Below are 18,703 nucleotides of genomic sequence, written 5' to 3' on the forward strand. Positions count from 1 at the left end.
GTGTATCTATCTGCCACCCGCCAACAGTCGCTGGCCCGTGTCGCACGCCAGTATTACGTTCTCACCAAGCCACGCATCGTGCTGCTGGCCGTCTTCTGCGCCATGATCGGCATGTTCATGGCCACCACCGAAGGCGAGAGCGTCTCGTGGCGTACCCTGCTGGCGGGTACCGCCGGCATCGGCCTGCTGGCGGCGGCCGGCTTCGTCTTCAACTGCTTCGTCGAGCGCGGCATCGATGCCGTCATGTGGCGTACCGCCCACCGTGGTTCGGCCAGTGGTGATGTCGGCAACACCGGCATGGTCTGCTTCTTTCTGGCGCTGGGCGTCACGGGGGCGCTGCTGCTGCACCTGTTCGTCAATCCGCTCACCATGGTGCTCACGCTGGCCACCTTCGTGGGCTATGCCATTGTCTACACCGTGCTGCTCAAGCCGCGCACGCCGCAGAACATCGTCATCGGCGGGGCCTCGGGGGCCATGCCGCCGCTGCTCGGCTGGGTGGCCGTCACCGACGAAATCACAGCACCGGCCGTGGTGATGTTCCTCATCATCTTCGTCTGGACGCCGCCGCACTTCTGGGCACTGGCGCTCTACCGTGCCGCCGACTACCGCCGCTCCGGCCTGCCCATGCTGCCGGTCACCCACGGCGCGGCCTTCACCCGGCTCAACGTCCTGCTCTACACCGTGCTGCTCACGGCAGTCACCCTGCTGCCCTTTGCCATCGGCATGAGCGGCCGCTTCTACCTGGCTTCGGCCGTGGTGCTCGACGGCATCTTCCTGGCGCTCGCCTGGCAGGTCTGGCGCCACTACACCGACGCCATCTCCCGCAAGACCTTCGGCTATTCCATCCTGTACCTGGCCCTGCTGTTCGGTGCCATGCTGGTCGATCACTATCTCTGAGTCTGGTATCCCGGCCCGTGGGGTCTGCTCAGGCCGCCTTTTCCATGACTGGCCAGGGAAGGTGAGGCGCGTTGGGCAGACGGAGGCGGTTGCCATTCCGGGGTTTCAGGGGCGGGCACCGTGGCGAAAGCGTTGTGCCCCGTCGTTGCAGACGGTCATCCGGCCGGGCAGGAAAAGGGGGCGCCCAGGCCGCCCGTCCTGCCCGAACGTGACATCGTGAGCAGAGTGTTCCAGAATGTGCCGGATGCGTGGTACACCAAAACCGGGTGCCTGCCGTTTAGAGCGTGTCATGAACGCATTCATTCCCGCGCGGGCCAGATTCATGACGGACATGCCGATCTCGCCGCCCAGTCTCAACTTCATGCCCGTGCAGGCGATGCATTCATGACGCACTCCAGTAGCGTACCGGGGCTCACAGGCGCCCCTGCTGCCCCCCAGACAACCCAGCCATGAAAACCTCACCGTTCCCGATCACCGCCCCCGCCTCGCGCCGCCACCTGCTGCGCACCGGCGCTGCTGCCGTTGCCCTGGCCGTCGGCAGCCCCCTGCTGCTGGCCGGCTGCAACCGGCAGGCGCCGCAGATGAACTTCAAGTCCACCGATCTCGATGGCGCCGACTACGGCAAGTCGCTGGATCTCACCAACACCGCCACCGGCAAGCCGGTCAGCCTCGACACCTTCAAGGGCAAAGTCGTGCTGCTGTTCTTCGGCTTCACCCAGTGTCCGGACATCTGCCCCACCACCCTGCTCAAGGCCAAGGAAATCAAGGAAGCCCTCGGCAAGGATGGAGACAAACTCGACGTGGTGTTCGTCACCCTCGACCCCGAGCGCGACACCGCCGAGGTCATGCAGGCCTACGTGCCCTCGTTCGACCCCTCCTTCATCGGCCTGCGCGGCGACCCGGCCGCCACCAAAAAGGCCGCACGCGAGTTCCGCGTCTTCTACCAGAAGGTTCCGAACCAGGACGGCTCCAGTTACACACTGGATCATACGGCCGCATCCTATGTCATCGACAAGGACGGCAAGCTGCGCCTGCTGGTGCGCTACACCGACGCCGTGCCCGACATCGTCAGCGACCTGAAGCAGCTGATCGCCGCCTGATCCGGGCTCACTCCGATCCTGCTCATTCGGTTCCAAAACAATGTGCGCAGGGAGTGCCGCAGGGAGCACCATTGCGTAACGCATGTGTATCGCGGTCGCAAAGCCCCGCCCCTTGCTGGTATTCTGATGGGCGTGTGCCATTCGGGCCTGCGGACAGCGCCTTTGCGTGTTTTCAGGGGTCAGCCCCCCGGGTTTCGGGGGGCAGAAACGCCCGGAAAGCCGCCTGCTGGCCGTTCGGCGGCCATCCGGGGCCGATCTGTGGCTTTTGCCGCATGCCGCCTGGCGCACGACTGTTGTTTTGACGCACCGCACACACCACGACCGGGCCTGCCACGGAACCCTCTGTGGAGTCTCCCGTCATGGCCCGTGTGGGTGCTTCCCCATTCACTCATTCTTTCCACTGAACCCGTGCCACGCGCGCAGCACGGGGCCGGAGGCTTTCTCGCATGAACGCACTGGGTTGGCTTGTCCTGGGTTTGCTGCTTGGCTGGGCCATCGAATTCGCCATTGATTACCTCTACTGGCGCAGGAAGGCCCAGGCCGAGGCCGAGGCACTGGCCCAGCAGGAAGCCGCCCTGAACGCCCAGCAGACCGAAATGGGCCATCGCCAGTCCACCCTGCGCCTGCGCGAAAAGGAGATGTCCGACCTGCAGGCCTCGCTGGCCAGCCGTGACGCCGAACTGCTGCAGCAGGCACGCCGTGTCGAAGAGCGCTCCGACGATCTCTCCCGCGTCGAACAGGCCATCGAGAAGCGGCGGGCCGACCTCGACCGCATGGGCCTGACCCTCAACGAGCGGGAGAAGGAAATCGCTACCCGTGGCGACCAGCTGCGCACCAAGGAAGTCAACTACAACCGCCGTCTCGACACCCTCGAGAACACCGAAGCCGAACTGGCGCGCCGCGTGGCCGTCGTCACCAACCGCGAAGAGGCCATGCAGAGCTGGGAAGGCCGCATCCTCAGCCGCGAACACGACGTGGCCGACCGCGAAGCCTCGGTCAACTACCACGCCAACCGCATTGCCCGTGACGCCGGCAGCTTCGAGGCCGTCAAGCACCTGCTGCGGCAGCACTATCGCACCGACGAGGGGCGTGACCGCCTGCAGGCTCTGGTCGGCATCGACGACAAGGCCGCCGAACTGCTGAAAAACGCCGGCATCCGCAACTTCGAACGCCTGGCCGAAAGTTCCATCGGCGAACTCACCCGCCTGCTCGAAGGCGCCGGTTCGCGCCTGGCCCTGGCCAACCCGCTCAGCTGGGCCGAACAGGCCAACGCGTACCTGGCCGAAGACTGGGTGACGCTCGACCGCCTGCAGGCCGAACTGAAGGGTGAGCACCGCGACGACGTGACCCAGAGCCTGCTCGAAGCCATGCAGCGCTCGTCGGGCGTGGCGGGGGCTGGCACTGCTGCCGCAGCACCAGATACTGCTACCCCAGCCCCAGCCCCAGCCCCAGCCCCAGACGCTGCTGCCGCAGTCTCTGGTGCCGCCAGCGCTGCCGCTGCTGGAGATGCTGTAACCGTTGGAAACGCCGCAGCTGCTGGAAGTGCTGCGACAGCTGAAAACGCTGCAGCCGCTGAGAACGCCACAACTGCTGAGAACGCTGCAACCGTCGAGAACTCCGGCTCTGTCGCCACTGACACCGTTGCCGCACAACCTGAGCATGATGCCGGGGCAGTACAGACGGAAGGGCAGGCTGATGATTCGTCCGACGGTCAGGGCAGTGCGAGCACCGATGGCCAGTCCGGAACCAGCGCTCCTGCAGGGACGGGTGCCGATGGTGACGAAACCCCGGCACCTGCCGCCATGGCTGCCGCCGCGGTGGCAACGGGCCTGGCCACGGGTCATGCCGCCACCGGTGCACAGCCGGCCGTGGATGCAGCCGCTGAAACGTCCGCCGATGCAACCGCCGGGACGTCTGTCGATGCAGCAGTCGATACGTCTGTCGATGCACCGGCCGGATCCACATCGTCCACGGAAGCCTCCAGTGGGCCAGACGCCGGTGCCGCTGAAGGGTATGCCCAGTCTGGCGTACCGCAGGAACACAGCCACCCGGCCCACGCCAGCAGCTACGCCACCGGTGGCTACACTGGTACGTCCTACAGCGGAACCTCCTATAGTGGCGCCTCCGGCCACGCACACGACGAGGCCGCAGAGAGGGCTGCAGCCGGGCATGGAACCCGCACTCCGGGACTGGATGACCCCTTCCCGACCTCGTCCCTGCGCACACAGACCGAAGCTGAAGCGTCAGATATTGCCGGCGAACTGGCCCAGGCCGACGCCCTGCTGGCCGAAGCCGCCAGCGTCCTGGCCGTCGATCAGCAAGCCGTTGCCGCCGCCGCACATTCGGGTCACGACACCGTCGCCACAGACGCGAGCGCCGGGAACGGCGCCGCAGAGCCCCCACCCGTCACCATCGAAGCCTCGCTCGAACAGGAAAACGTTTTCTGGGAATCCGACGCCGGCGATGAATACGAAGGAGAGGCCGATGCCGAGCCCCTGTCTTCCGTCTTCATCAACCCGCGCCAGCGCAACGTCGAACGCGTAGCCGCCGAAGCCGTCGAAGACGCGGACTGGCAGCAGCATGCCGGCGAAGTTTCCGACGCCCACGTGCTCAACGAGCATTCCAGCACTTCGACACGTTCCTGACGCAGGTCTGCCATGCCAGCACCCACGCCACTCCATCCCCCCGAGTCCGTGCGCCGCTTCACCTCGGTGAAGGTTGGCGTCCTGCTGTTCTTCCTGCTGCTGCTGGCCTTCTTCGGCCTCACCGGCAACGAGGCTGACACACAGCCGCAGCAGGCCGATGCCGGTAGCGATCCTTCGGCCACCACGCAGGCAGGCAACCAGCAGGCTGCAGCCGGTCAGCAGACAGGTGCCCCGCCGGCCGGATCGCAGGCAGGCACTCCATCGGGCAGCAACCAGCCTGCCCAGGCTGCCTCCGGCGAGGCGGGCTCACGTTCCGGTACCCATACCGAGAGCGTCACCTTCCAGGTTGCCGGTCATGGTACCCAGGGCAAGGGTGCTGCCGAACAGGGGACTGCCAGCAACCAGGGCGCACAGACCCTGCCCGAAGACCCGTCCGGCAACGGCATGATCGATATCCAGGGGCTGGGCGCCGGGGGCGCACAGCAGGGCAGCCGTGCCGGAAATGGTGCCGCATCCACAGGTGCGCCGGCAGGGAAGGCTGCGTCGGGTGCCCAGGCATCCTCCGGCATGGCAGGCCCCGGTGTGGCTGATGCCGGGGCGGGCACGCCGGGCGGCGAATCCGTCCTGCACGATGACGACGTAGCCCCGCAGCCCGCCACCGGCGACAGCATGATCGAGCTGCCCGGTGCCCCGTCCTTTGCCATTACCCAGGATGCCAGCGGCGCCATCCGCCTCACCGGCGGCGTGCCCGATGACGCCACCCGCAACCAGTGGATGAACGCCATCCGGCTGGGCGCCCGTGATGTATCCGTCAACGGCAACCTGCGCCTGCAGCGCGTCGACCCGCACGCCGCCGCCCGCTGGGAGCCCCAGCTCACCGCCCTCGTGGCCCTGATGCGCGAGCGCAACCTTGCCGAACTGCGTGTCCGTGGTGATGTGGTCGAACTGGTCGACACCACCGGCAACCCCGCCCAGGCCCGCGAAAGCGTCAACCTCATCCACGCCCAGGTGCCCGACGGCTACCGTGTGGCCCTGGCTGGTGACGCCCGGGGCCAGGCCGATACCCGCAATGCCCGAGGCAGTGCGGCCCAGGCTGACGCCCGCAACACCCGAAACGGTGTGAGTCAGGCCGACGCCCGCAACGCCCGAAACGGCGTGAGCCAGGCCGACGCACGCAATGCCCGGAACGGAACGACCCAGGCAGCCGCCGGCACGGCTGCCAGCGATGATGAGCCGCGCAAAACCCGCGCCCAGCTGCGTGCCGAGGCAAAGAATGCTGCCGCCGGGAAACGCGCCGGGGCGAAGAAAACGGTTGCAGAAAAACGTGCCGAAGCGAAGAAAACTGCGGCAGAAAAACGGGCCGATGCCCGTCGCGCCGCAGCGTCCGGCAAGACGGCTGATGACGGCAGTGCATCCGCCAGGAATTCCAGCTCGAAGGATGTCGCCTCGGCCAAACGTCTGGCCGCCCGGGAAGATGCCGCAGGCAGGAGCAGCAGCAAAACTGCAGCTGCAGGCAACTGCAAATCGGTGAGCGCGCTGTCGGCCCCGGTTTACTTCAGCAGCAACACCGCCACGCTGACCGCTGCCGAGCGCCGCCGCCTGCGCAACCTCGGCGCCTGCCTGGGCAAGACCGCCTGGGTGCGCGTGACCGGCCATGCCGACCCGCGTGATTCCGCCGCCGCCAACCAGAGCCTCTCCGAGCGCCGCGCCCGCGCCGTGGCCGGCGCCATCGCCGCCGGGGGCTTTTCCTCCGCACGCATCACCGTGGTGGGGGCTGGCCAGACCAAATCCAGGGCAGCGAAGAGCAAGGCCGCCCAGCAGCGCGCCCGGCGGGTGGATATCCGGGTGGGGTGAGGAGGGTTGCCGGCTGCGGATTACTGCAGCCGGAATACCTCCTCCAGCGTACCGGCCGTCAGCAGGGCCTCCGCCCAGTGATCCAGCTGTTCAGGACTGGCCTGCTCGAGTTTCTGCTGCGTAGCTGCATCCAGTGGCCCGAAGCGCAGGGTCAGCTGCCTCGCCACGGTATCGCGCAGCCCGCTCAGACGGCCACGCTCTTCGCCGCGTGCTTCGCCTATCTCGATCCCCCGCTCCGTCCCCAGCAGAATCCCTTCCTGCCGCCCCTTCTCCAGCCACCGTTGCATGAATGCACCCATCTTCCTGTTCTCCGTTGGGTAAAGCTGTTCGTACAGATGCCACTCGCTGGCGTCCAGTGTGAGGTAATCCTCAATAAAATCAAGGTACTTGCGCTGCAGATCCGGGGCCGCCACCAGCGTCAGCAGCCCCTGCACCGCCTGACCGTACACCCGCACCCGTGATGCCCTGTCGGACGGATACTGCATGCAGACCGACACCAGCCGGGCCACGATGTTGGAGCTGCCGGCAAAGTCTGCCGCCTGCATGCCGGCCAGCTCGCAGGGAACCCAGGTGAACTTCAGCGTCTGGGTGTGGTCCCCCGCGGCCACCAGAGCCCTTTCGATTTTGCCACGTCGCAGAAAGATCACAACCACCACCACGCGCTGCGTCTTCTCCTGACGCATCAGGCGTGCCAGATACTCGTGCAGGCGCAGCGGATCGAAGCGTGACGTTACCGTGTCCTCTTCCAGCAATACGATCAGCGGCTCACGCTCGCCATCGGGCCACTCCACCCGCAAGGGTGTGTCCATGATCAGGTTGCGGTGCCAGAAGCGCAGCTTCGACGCTTCCTGGCGGATGGGTCTGACCACAACGCTGTCGTCCAGCGGGATCCGTTCCTGCGGCAGGAAGAAGGCCAGCGCCTGACGCGGGAAGTCGAGGATCAGGTTCTTGAAGTTCTGGTCGTGGCTGATGGGCTGCCGGCCCTGGGCACGACGGCGTGAGGAAGCTCGCTTTCGGGCCAGCTGCCTGCCCAGCGCTGACCGGCCGCGTGGGCCATGACGGCTGCGGCGTACCTGATGAGATTCAGGTTTGTGGTGGATGCCCATGATGAAAGCCCGGATCCGGGCGGTGTTCCGACCTGGGCATTTCATCAGCACGCAACGGGGCAGGGGAGTGCGCCTGCTACGCGGTGCCCATCTGGCCTAGGCCAGATGGCCATTGCGTCATGAACCCCCATGCCATTGCAGCAAGACAAACGGCAGCAGCATGCCGATGTGTTGCTTCAGCACATCACCTCCGCCGCATCAAACCGTCGGCTGATGCTCCCACGGCTGCTGGCTGGCCAGCAGGGTGTTCACCGTGGCCACCGGATTGCTGACGATGGTCGATCCTGTTTCGCCGGCGCCCGCGGTGGTGCTGGTCACGGCAGCCGAGGAGGAAGCTGCCGCTGTCGAAGCCGCGCTCTGGCCTGCGGATGGTGCCCCCTGCAGCTCCGGCATATCGTGGCTTCCCTGGTCCAGCAGATCGGAAAGTGACAGTTTGCTGCTGCCGTGGTTGCCTGCGAGGGCCGTAGTGCCACTGCCGGACAGGGACTTCCCGGCAACGGTCGGGCCGGTGCTGGCCGGGGCGTCGGCTGCGGTATCCGGTGTGGCGCTGTTGGTTCCAGCAGCTCCGGGGACCGTCGCGTCTGCCGCGTTATCCGCGCTGCTGCCTGTGGCCGGACTGGTGGTTGCTGCAGCACCGGCGGAAGTGGTGCTTCCTGCGCCAGCCGTGCCTGCGCTGGCAGCCCCCGATGCTGCGGTTCCTGCTGCAGCGGTCCCTGTATCGTCCGGGCCGTTTGCAACACTGCCTTCATCGTCGGTGGTGAGGCTGCTGGCCGTGGTGCTGCGCGTGCCTGCGGGCGTCGTGGTGGTATTTGGGGCAGGGGATGCGGGTGTGGCTGTCTGCGTTGGCCCCTGAACGGTAATTTTCCCACTGCCCAGACCGGTTTGCGTGTTGTCCGCTGCGTCGGTAGCGGTTGTGAAGGTGTAAGTGTATGGCTGAGATCTGCCCGTGCTAGCTTCCGGGATCTTGGTGAATTCCTTGGAGGTCCAGTTGCCTGCGCCATTTACCGGGATGCCCGCCTGAAGCTCGTCGCCAAGCCTGAGGGAAAGCGTCGAGTTCGGTTCGCCGGTGCCGGCCAAAACAATGCCGTTTTTCCGTTCGGTGTCCGTGATCACATCGCTGGGATGCCCGTTGAAGGAAGTCACTTTGGGCAGATCCACCACCCGGTCAATGTTGAACGTGTGCTCCACCGTCGATGTGCCAGGATTCCCTGTAATGGTAGCGACGGCCACCAGCTTGTGAGGGCCATCGGGCAGCAGTTTTTCATCGGACAGTCCTACATTGTCAATTGTCCACTGTCCGTTGGCGCCGGCTTTGCCCGTACCCAGTACTTTGCCGCCAACCGTGTCGGCTCTCAATTCGATGTTTGCGCCTGCCTGCGCCGTCCCGGAAACGCTGATCTTGTCGTCCTCTTTCGAGTTGATGATATTGTCATCCGTCAGCGGCCCCTTGATGGTGGTGGCTCCCAGCGGGGCCACGCCCCCGTGAACGGTGACCTCCAGTGAGACCGGGGCGGCACTCTTGTTGCCCGCTGCATCGGTTGCCGTGACACTGAAGGTTGCATTGGCCGTGGTGCCTGCTGCCGGTTTCGGCATGTCGCTGGCATTGACGACAAACTGCCACGTCCCCCCCGGGCCGGCCTGGAAATCGGGAATGGGCTTGCCATTCCACGTGCCGGACAGGGTTGAACCCTCTTCCGTCGTGCCACTGAAGGTGACACCGTTGGCTGCTTCTTCGGCCGTGATATCTGTGCCGTCGTCTGCGGTGATGGAGGACAGTGTCGGAGGCGTCTTGTCCACATTGAAGGTCACCTTGCTGGCCCCCGTGGACGTACCCCCCTGCGCCGTCACCGCCGAGGCGGTAATTTCTTTACCCGCGCCATCGGCAATCCGGCCCAGTACCGACGCGGGAACAGTGGCTTCCCAGGTACTATTGGCCTGGGCTTTGACATCAGGCAGCGCAAAGCCGCCGATGGACAGCTTCACCGTATCTCCCGCACCAGCCGTCCCGCTCAGTTGCATCGGTACCTTGGCATCATCTGCATTCAGCCAGCCATCTGCCAGGGCGCCGGGCGTGTTGATTTTCGGGGTGGCCGCATCCACCGGCGCCCCCTCCAGTGTCAGCGCCTGTTCCACCGGCTGGCTGATGTTGCCCGCCTTGTCCTCGGCCGTGATGGTCAGTTTGCCGGGTACAGTCTGGCCCTTGCCCAGCGTGGGCAGGTCCGTGTCGTGCAGTGTTACCTTCCACGTCCCATTGGCGCCGGCCGTGGCGGTCTGTGTCTTGCCTCCGGCCACCGTTACCGTCACCTTGGCACCTGCCTCGGCCGTCCCGGTGATGTCCACACCGCTCTTCGCTTCCTGGCTGGTGATGATGGTGTCGCCGCCTTCCACCTTCAGGTTGGCCACCGGGTTGGGCGCCGTCTTGTCCACCGTGAATGCGCGGGTGCCGGTGGCGGTGTTGCCCAGGGCGTTGGTGCTGGTGACCGACAGTGTGTACTGGCCGTCGGTCAGCGTGGCGGGCAGGGTGATGTCGGCGTTCCACGCGCCATTGGCGTCGGCGGTGGCCTCTCCCGGCAGTTCGGTAACCTGCTTGTTGCTGTCGATGATGCTGAGCTTCAGTTTGGCACCGGCCTCGGCCACCCCCGCAATCCTGATCGGCTGGCCGGCCTCGGCGGCGTTGACGGTGTCGTCGGTGCCGGCAATCTGGCCGATGATGGCCTGCTTGCCGGAGGTGTTCATCGTGATCTTCGTGGTGGCTTCCGGGCCGCGGTTGCCGGCGGCATCCAGCGAGGTCACCGTCACTGTGTAGTCGCCGTCGGCTTCGGGCAGGTCGGCCTTGCCCAGCGTGGCACTCCATTTGCCATCGGCGCCCACCGCCACCAGCCGGGGCGCCAGCGTACCCACCTTCAGCTCCACCGACCCATTGGCTTCGGAGGTGCCGGAGAAGGTCACGCCCTTGTCACGTTCGCCGCCGGTAATGATGTTGTCGTCCGCAATGGGCGAGATCTCCGCTTCGGCCGGCGGCGTGTTGTCGAAGGTCATGGTGGTCTGCGGCAGGATGCTCTGCACCCCGTTGTGCATGCCCACCACTTCCATGGTGTTGCTGTCGGCCAGGCCGGTGGCCGGCAGTTCGCCGGCGCTGGGTTTGGCGGTCTGCAGATTCACCGCCCAGTTGCCGGAGGTGTCCGACGTGGTGGTGTAGGTGACGTTGGCGCGCTGGTCACCGTCGGTGTCGATGCGCAGCTGCACTTCCGAGCCTGGCTGTGCCGTGCCGGAAATGGTGGGGAAGCGCGTGTTGAAGTAGGCACCACTCTTGAGCGTCAGCGAGATGTTGCCCTGCGGTGGCAGGCCACTGTCACCGCCGCCGCCACCACCACCGCCCAGGGCCAGACCCAGCACGGCCGCGCCACCCAGGCCATACAGCAGGGGTTTGGCCGAGCCATCGCCCAGCATGGGCAGGATGGGGGCCTCGAAGCTGGGGTCGTACAGCACGAAGTTGCCGTCCGGCAGGGCGCCCAGCGGCTGGGTGCTTACGTCGGCCAGCACCTGGCCGGTGCTACCCAGTTCGCCGCTGGCCACGGCTTCGGCGCTGGCCGTACCGTCGTCCACGCTCACGGTGCAGCGGTCGGAGGCGCTGCAGATGCGGTAGTAGCCTTCCAGGACGATGCTGCTGGCTTCGGAGGCTGCACCCTCGCCGGCCCCTTCGGCCGCCGCGGCAGCAGTACCTGCCGCCTTAGCCGGAATGCCCTCGATCACCAGGTCACTGTCGACCTTCAGCACGCGCAGCTGTTCGGGGTCCACGTCGGCCCGGTTCAGGCGGAACTGCTGTCCGGGTCGCACCAGCACACGGTTCTCGCCGGGCCTGAGCTGCAGATGTTCGACACTGCCGTCGTGTGTTCTCTGAATGTCAAGTCGTGCCATGGTGCCTTTCCTGCTGCCAAAAGTGCCTGGATCAAGGGATGGGGAATGGGGTCAGGGAAATCCGGAGGGCGTTGCGGTGTGGTCCGTCGCGACGGAAATGTGAATGTCTGGTGGTTCACACCGTGGCCGAAACGCTGCTGTCCGGGAACGTGCAAAACGGGGTGCCCCCGCCATTGGGAATGGCGCAGGGAACCCCGTGGAGACCCGACGGCCGCGCCCCTGGGACAGCCGGACGGCATGTGTCTCCGTGTTGCAAGCGTAGCAAAACAGTTTACACGCGCCTGCATATCTGACACTGCAACAGGGGAAGCGTACGCCCTGACGTGTCAGTTTGTCCGGCATTCGTTGTTTTATGGAGACGTTGCGCGTGCCTGGTGGACCGTCTGTTTCCTCTCATGACCCGCCGGGCGGCGGGCACAAAAAAACCCGGCAGGAAGCCGGGTCGAGGGGGCTGGAGATGTCCAGCATGTTTGCAGCACTGCGTCGCCCTGATGTGAGTGAAGCGTGCCTCTGCAAAGGCCCTGCGGCACTTTGGTCTCCCTGCCCGGGCGATCCAGTGCGTTGCCATTTGGCGGCAATGGCCCTGCTAGTGCCGCCAGGGCGCCTTCTGGCTCATCCCGATCCTGGGTCCAAAGCGCCCGCAGATTTTCGCTCGCAGATTTTTGCAGAGGCTCCCCCCGCGGGCGACAGCATCCACACGGGTGGAGGCCGTCGCCCGGGCCGGGGCCCCCCGAAAAACGGAACCTGTTTCCGGGGGGCGCCCCTTACACCGTCGGGTGATGCTGGTCCAGCGGCTGGGTGCCGAGCAGGTTGTCCAGACTGGATGTGGTTGCGGTGGTCGAGGCGGCCGCAGGCGCCGGCGGCGGTGCTGTTGGCGCGGGTGTCTGCGCAATGGCCGAGGTGGCCGGCATGGCGTGGCTGTCCTGACCATGGCTGGTCAGATCCTCCAGCGTCAGGGCCTTGCTGGCCGACGACGCCGGGTTTGCCTCATGACTGTGGCTGCTCGTGCCTGAAGCCGGGCTTGCGTCATGGCTGTGGTCGGCCGTGTCGTTGTCGGTATGCGATGCACCCAGCGACTTCGTGGCCAGCGACTTGCTGCTGCCGGTGGCCACGGTGGATGCGGTGGCCGTACCTGCCGTGGTGGCTGTCGCGGCAGGGGTTGCAGCGGGGGTCGTTGCAGGCGTGGCGGCACTGTCGGTGGCCGTTGCGGCCGCAGCATCCGTGTCCGTCGTGGTGGTCGTGCCCGTGCCCGTCCCGGTGCCGGTACCTGTCCCGGTGCCTGTACCAGTACCTGTTCCCGTCCCCGGTGTGGTGGTTGTGTCATCACCGCCCGTTCCGGTGCCCGGGGTGGTGGGCGCAGGGGTGGTCGGTGCCGGGCTCGGGGTCGTCGTGTCGTCGCCTGTACCCGGCGATGGTGCCGGGGTTGGCGTGGGCGTTGGTGTGGGTGTCGGCGTTGGGGTCGGCGCAGGCGTGGGTGCAGGTGTCGGCGTCGTCGTGTCGTCGCCGGTGCCTGGTGTGGTCGTGCCACCACCGGTGCCTGGTGTCGTGGTACCACCGCCAGTGCCTGGCGTGGTTGTGCCGCCGCCGGTGCCCGGTGTGGTGGTGCCACCTGTGCCGGGGGTTGTCGTCCCCCCCGTGCCGTCATCCGTTCCCGGGGCCGGCGCGGGACTCGGGGTGGGCGTGGGTGTCGGGGTTGGCGCCGGTGTGGGGGCGCTGGGCGAAGGCTGAATGGCCGGTGCCGGCGCTCCTTCGACGGTCACGGCTGCTGTTTCTGCCGCACCGGCGTTGCCGGCTACGTCGGTCACGGTGACCGAATAGGTGCTGGAGGCCTTCTGGCCTGCCGCCGGCTTGGGCATGTCGGCCGGCTGGAACTGCACGTCCCAGGTGCCCCCGCTGCCCACCGTGGCCGTGTGGGTGTGCCCGTTCCAGGTCACCGACACGGTGGCGCCTGCTTCGGCATTGCCGGTGAAGTGCACACCGTCCTTGGCCTCGGCGGCGGTGATGGTGTTGTCGCCGCCGTCCAGCTTGATGTTGGTGGCCTTGCCCGGAGCGGTCTTGTCCACCGTGTACTCGTGTGTGGCCGTGGCCGTGGCACCGGCCGGAGAGGTCACCGTGGCGGTCAGGACGTGTTTGCCGTCCGGAATGTTGGTTGCAGGCGAGGTCACCTCCCAGTGGCCATTGGCATCGGCCGTGGCGGTGAGCTTGTTGGTGCCGAAGTTCAGCTCCACCTTCGAACCGGCCTCGGCCGAACCCTGCAGCTTCACACCGGCTGCGGCTTCGGCCGCATTGATGGTGTTGTCGGCGGTGATGGGGGAAATCACCGGCGCCGTGCTGTTGGTGTGCACCGTGAGCGGTGTGGTGGCGGCAGGCCCCCGGTTGCCAGCGGCATCGATGGCCGTGGCGGTCACTGTGTAGGAGCCATCGGCTGCCGGCAGCTCGGCGGCACTCAGCGTGGTCGTCCACTTGCCTTCGGCATCCACGGCGGCCAGCTTGGTGGTGTTGCCCACTTTCACTTCCACGGTACCGTTGGCCTCGGCCGTACCCGAAATGGCCACACCGGCAGCCTTCTCGGCGGCCGTCACGATGTTGTCGTCGCTGATGGCGGCAATCTCGGCCTTGGCGGGCGGGGTGTTGTCGTAGGTCAGTGTCACGACGGGCAGGGCGGCGCCCTGCACACCGTTCAGTGCACCGGACACTTCCAGCGTGTTGCTGTCCGACAGGCCCGTGGCCGGCAGCGTCCCGGTGGCCGGTGTGGCCGACTGCAGGTCCACATTCCAGTTGCCGTTGGCATCGGCCGTGGCCTGATAGGTGACGTTCTCGCGCTGGTCACCGTCGGTGTCCAGTCGCAGCGTGACCACCGTGCCCGGTTTGGCCGTGCCGGAAATGGTGGGGTGACGGTTGTTGAACGACGTGGCGGATTTGAGCGCCAGCGGCACATCACCCAGATTGGGGGCACCGGAGGGGTCGCCGCTGCCACTGCCACCCGACAGCGCCAGACCCAGCACCGCGGCGCCACCCAGGCCGTAGAGCACGGGACGGATCGGAAAGTCTTCGGTGGCGGGCGCTTCGGGGGCCTGGAACGAGGTGTCGTGCAGCACGAAGGTGCCGTCGGACAGGGCGCCCAGCGGCTTGGTATCGACATCAGCCAGCACCGTGGGCTGCTCGGTCGAGCCCAGCAGCCCGGAATCGGCCTGCTCCTCGCCACCATCGCCCACATCGGCTCCGCCCACGCTGACCTCGCAGCGGTCCGAGGCGCTGCAGATCAGGTAGTAGCCTTCCAGCGTCAGCGTGGCCGGCTCGCCGCCACCTTCCACCGGAATGTTCTCGATGATCAGGTCGTTGTCCACCTGCAGGACACGCAGCTGGTTGGGGTCGATCTGGTTGCCGTCCGGATCCTGGATCTTGAACTGCCGGCCGGGGACGACCTTGAAGCTGTTCTTGCCGGGCTTGAGCTGCAGATGCTCGACCCCGCCATCTCCCGTACGCTGGATATTCAGTCTGGCTGCCATTGTCCTGTTTATTCCTCGTGGGCTGAAGAACGGTCTGGCCAGCACCTGCCTCCTGGGCGGTACCGGACAGACCCGTTCCCAACGGACCAATCCTCACGGGGCCGGGCTGGCATTCGCCCAGGGGGCGTTGCAGATCTGCAGGATGCCGGGCGCACCAGACAGGCTGGATACCTCGACAGGGGCGCACCGCTGATGCAGGTGCACCGGGTACCCCAGTGTGCCGTAAACCACAGTTGCCACAGCCCTGCACTGCCGGATGATGCCCCGAACATACAGAAGGGTGGCATCCGGCAGACAGGATTGACCGTTTGTCAAAAAAGCCTGTATTGAAACAGCCAATTGTGGCACGCGCCAGCCACCGTTTTTATGTGCATTTCGTGACGGCTTGTTACGGTTGGCCGGGGTGTCGCCGCCGCCTGCCGGTGTGTAACGGCGTCATCGGCGGCCGCCTGTTACAAATGGCGGGCAAAGGGCCCGTCCCTGCGCCCTGTCCTTCGCGGGGAATGCTCAGTGCAGCGTCAGCCCCTACGGCTCCTCCTGCGACAGCAGGGTGCTCACCTGCTGGGCCGGCGATGTGCCGTGCCAGGTGCTGGATGCGCTGGCGGTAGCCTCTGCACTGGCGCCATGCGCTCCCTGCGTGGCCGACGGCAGGGCGCCTTCCACTTTCGGCGACCCGGCATCCAGCAGATCATGGGTCTTCAGCGTGATCGTCTGGCTGGCCGTGATGCCCGTCGCACCCGTTGCACTGGTCGCTTTGTCCGCGGTGCTGGCCAGCAGCGTGTCCGCACTGGACGGGTTGCCCATGCCGGCGGCCTGCACAGCGTCCAGACCGGCTGTGTGCCCATCCGTGCCGTCGAGGCTCTTGATCGTGGTGCCTGCCGCCTCGGTGGTTTGTGCTTCGCCCGCCCCGAACAGCGACAGCGTACCCAGCACGACGAACTTGTGCTCGATGGTGGTGACGTTGCCCGCCTTGTCCGTGGCCGTGACCTGCAGCGACTGCTGCGTGGCCCCCAGCGACGTGCTGTAGGCCACGAACACCGGCACCGACCATGCCACGTCATCGCCCGTTCCGTCGGGTGCCGTGCCGGCGTGCGGGACCTTGCCGCCGTCGCCGCGCGTGTAGATCACATCGATCTTCGAACCCGCCTCGGCCTTGCCCGTTACCGTGAAGGGAAGCCCCTGGCGTACGCGGTCGTTGCCACCTGCATGTACATCCGTGATGGACGGCGCCTTGGTATCGACCACCATGGCCGGTACCCCGGCACTGGGCACGGATGCGTTGCCCGCTGCGTCGGTGGCCGTGGCCGACACCACATACGAACCGTCGGCTGCCGGCAGCTCGGCGCCCGCAAAGGCCACACTCCACTTGCCGTCGGCCCCTGCCTTGGCCTCGTGGCTGATCTCGCCCACCGTGACCTTCACGGTGCTGTTGGCCTCGGCCGTGCCGGAGATGGTGGTGCCGGCCGCCTTTTCCGCGGCATTCACATAGTTGTCCGTGCCGCCCGTGTACTGCACGATGGGGGCGACCGGCGGCGTCTTGTCCACTGTCACGGCCTGGGTGGTGGCCGTGGAAACATTGCCGGCCAGATCGCTGGCCGTAACCGACACGGTGGCCTCGCCCGTGGCGGGAATGGCCGCCGAAGGCACATTGACCAGCCAGGCCCCGTTGGCGCCCACGGTGGTTTCGTAGGTCTGGCCGCCAAAGGTCATCTTGATCAGGCTGTCCGGATCACCCGTGCCTCCGATGGCCAGCGGCTGGGTTGCCTCGGCAGCGCTGATCAGGTTGTCGGCCGCCACCGGAGAGATCGTGGGGGCCTTGGGGGGGGCATCGTCGGCCGTCAGGTTGAAGGCCGGTAGCGTGGCCGTGGTGGCACCGGCCGTTTCGGTCAGGGTCAGGCTGGTGTTGCTGCTCAGCCCGCCTGCAGGGAGGGTGCCCGTCGTGGGTTTCAGCGTGGCCAGATCGGCCTTCCATGCACCTGCGGCGTCGACCGTCGTCGTGTAGGTGGCGTCCACCGTCTTGTCGCCGGTCACATCCACATCGATCTTCACCGTGGCCCCGGCGGTGCCGGTCCCCGTGAGCGTGGGCAGCTTGCCCTTGGCCACGGACGAGTGCGTCACCACAAACTTCGGGTCCACCGTCGATGGCGGTACCGTGGGGGCCGCCGGAGCAGAGGGCGTGGGGGCGGGCAGGGTGGGTGTGGTTCCTGCTGCTCCCGCGCCGGGCGCCGGAGCCGGTGCATCTCCACCGCCGCCGCCACCCCCGCCGGCCAGTGCCAGACCCAGGACGGCAGCACCGCCCACACCATAGATGATCGGCCGTGACGATTCGTTGATGAACGGTTCATGGCCATTGCCGGCCGTATCCGCCTCCCGGCCCGCCGTGCCTGTGTCCACGCCGGTGTCCGGGCCCGCACCGTAGCCCCTGCTGGACCCTGTATCGGTCGCGCCGTGCTTCCCGCCGGCCCCCGCCCCGCCGGCATCGGCCAGTCCCTTGCCCGACAGCACGGCGGAATCCGCGGCAGCGCCGGCCGTACCTGCAGCGCCTGTGCCGGCCGCTCCGGCCGCTTCCCCACCGGCTGCGCCGATGCCGCTGCCGACGGCCGAGGTGGCAGCCACGGCCGCCGCGCTCATGCCGGGGGCATGGAGCACGAACGAACCATCGGGCCGGGCGTCGGCCACGGGTGTGGAGGCGGTGATGTCGATCATGCCGTTGTCGCTGGCCGGCAGCTGCAGGTGGCAGGGCGTGCTCACGCTGCACGAACTGTAGAAGCCGGAGAGCACCACCGTCGAGGTGCCAGCGCCGTCACCGTTCAGGTGGTCGATCACGATGCTGTTGTCCAGCTGCCGGACTTCGGTGCCTTCGGGGGCCTTGCCCGTGGTGTTGTCATAGAGCCGGAACACATCGCCCGGGCGTACGGTCAACCGTTTGGTGCCGGCACGAACGGCAGTACGCGAGACATCACCCTGGGCGGAACGGGTTTCGATAACGAGAGCCATGGAAGTTGGAAGTCGAAGCGGAAAATGAAGACGCGTACACAGGCTGAACGGAAACGCACCAGCCCCGTGACCCACCCAGGCAGCCGGCGTCGCGGCCGGGGCCACGCTCGCCGGCTGCGGGGCTACTATGGCCCGGCCCCAGCCGGGAATGCCCGCCGGAGCCACGCTTGCCCGGTTGCGGGACACGTGGGGGTGCCGTTTTCCGGCCCGTGCGGGTGCCGCCCGTCGGCCTGTGTGGACCGCTGGTCAGTCTGCTGTTTTCTGGCAACAGATCCGGATGTTAACGCGCCGTGTGCCGTTTTGTGTCATTTTTGGCACGTGTTCTCCGTCCGGTTTTCCGACTTTCCTGCTGGTGGGCCGGCCAGCGTGTCTGACAGAGCCCGTGCTGCCTGTTCTGGCGGTTCGCAGCCTCAGTGTGCCGTATACCTGTCACCGTCACCGGCCAATCCTATCCCCTGGCGGTCCTGCTGCTCTGTGCGCTGCTGTGTCCTGCTGCCCTGTGCCCTTGTGCCCTTGTGCCCTTGTGCCCTTGTGCCCTGTGCCCTGTGCCCTGTGCCCTGTGCCCTGTGCCCTGTGCCCTGTGCTGCGCGATTGCGCCCATCACGCAAAAAAGCCCGCTGCCGGGGGACACGTCATCCCCCGGTAGCGGGCCTGGTAGCCGCCTCTGCAAGCGTCCT

At 66.7% G+C, this 18,703-nt stretch carries 8 protein-coding genes; 4 read left to right on the plus strand and 4 right to left on the minus strand.

What is annotated here, in order from left to right:
* The 4 genes from cyoE (at nt 1) to EHV23_RS11625 (ending at nt 6,496) form a co-directional block, all read left to right on the plus strand.
* The gene (cyoE, locus tag EHV23_RS11610) at nt 1–897 is read left to right on the plus strand and encodes a heme o synthase (protein ID WP_125096221.1); all 897 of its coding nucleotides are present in this window, start codon (nt 1–3) and stop codon (nt 895–897) included.
* Between the two features lie 449 nt (nt 898–1,346).
* Nucleotides 1,347–1,997 carry an SCO family protein gene (locus tag EHV23_RS11615; protein ID WP_125096222.1) on the plus strand — a complete coding sequence of 217 codons (651 nt, stop codon included), beginning with the start codon at nt 1,347–1,349 and terminating at the stop codon, nt 1,995–1,997.
* 446 nt (nt 1,998–2,443) lie between these two features.
* Complete coding sequence (locus EHV23_RS11620; RefSeq protein ID WP_125096223.1) at nt 2,444–4,642, plus strand: hypothetical protein; 2,199 nt, start codon at nt 2,444–2,446, stop codon at nt 4,640–4,642.
* A 12-nt stretch (nt 4,643–4,654) separates the two neighbouring features.
* Nucleotides 4,655–6,496, plus strand: a complete 1,842-nt coding sequence (locus tag EHV23_RS11625) for an OmpA family protein (protein ID WP_125096224.1) — start codon at nt 4,655–4,657, stop codon at nt 6,494–6,496.
* 20 nt (nt 6,497–6,516) lie between these two features.
* Here EHV23_RS11625 and EHV23_RS11630 read toward each other — a convergent pair whose 3' ends face one another.
* The 4 genes from EHV23_RS11630 to EHV23_RS11645 all read right to left on the minus strand — a co-directional run bounded on the left by EHV23_RS11630 (nt 6,517) and on the right by EHV23_RS11645 (nt 18,026).
* A complete protein-coding gene (locus EHV23_RS11630; RefSeq protein ID WP_125096225.1) occupies nt 6,517–7,602 on the minus strand; it encodes a DUF4351 domain-containing protein in 1,086 nt (361 codons plus the stop codon).
* 198 nt (nt 7,603–7,800) lie between these two features.
* Nucleotides 7,801–11,520: an Ig-like domain-containing protein gene (locus EHV23_RS11635; protein WP_125096226.1), complete on the minus strand. Its 3,720-nt coding sequence runs from the start codon at nt 11,518–11,520 to the stop codon at nt 7,801–7,803.
* A 764-nt stretch (nt 11,521–12,284) separates the two neighbouring features.
* Nucleotides 12,285–15,029, minus strand: a complete 2,745-nt coding sequence (locus EHV23_RS11640; RefSeq protein ID WP_125096227.1) for an Ig-like domain-containing protein — start codon at nt 15,027–15,029, stop codon at nt 12,285–12,287.
* Nucleotides 15,030–15,554: 525 nt separating this feature from the next.
* Nucleotides 15,555–18,026, minus strand: a complete 2,472-nt coding sequence (locus EHV23_RS11645; RefSeq protein ID WP_125096228.1) for an Ig-like domain-containing protein — start codon at nt 18,024–18,026, stop codon at nt 15,555–15,557.
* Nucleotides 18,027–18,703: the final 677 nt, after the last annotated feature.

Source organism: Lautropia dentalis, assembly GCF_003892345.1.
GTDB lineage: Bacteria > Pseudomonadota > Gammaproteobacteria > Burkholderiales > Burkholderiaceae_E > Lautropia > Lautropia dentalis.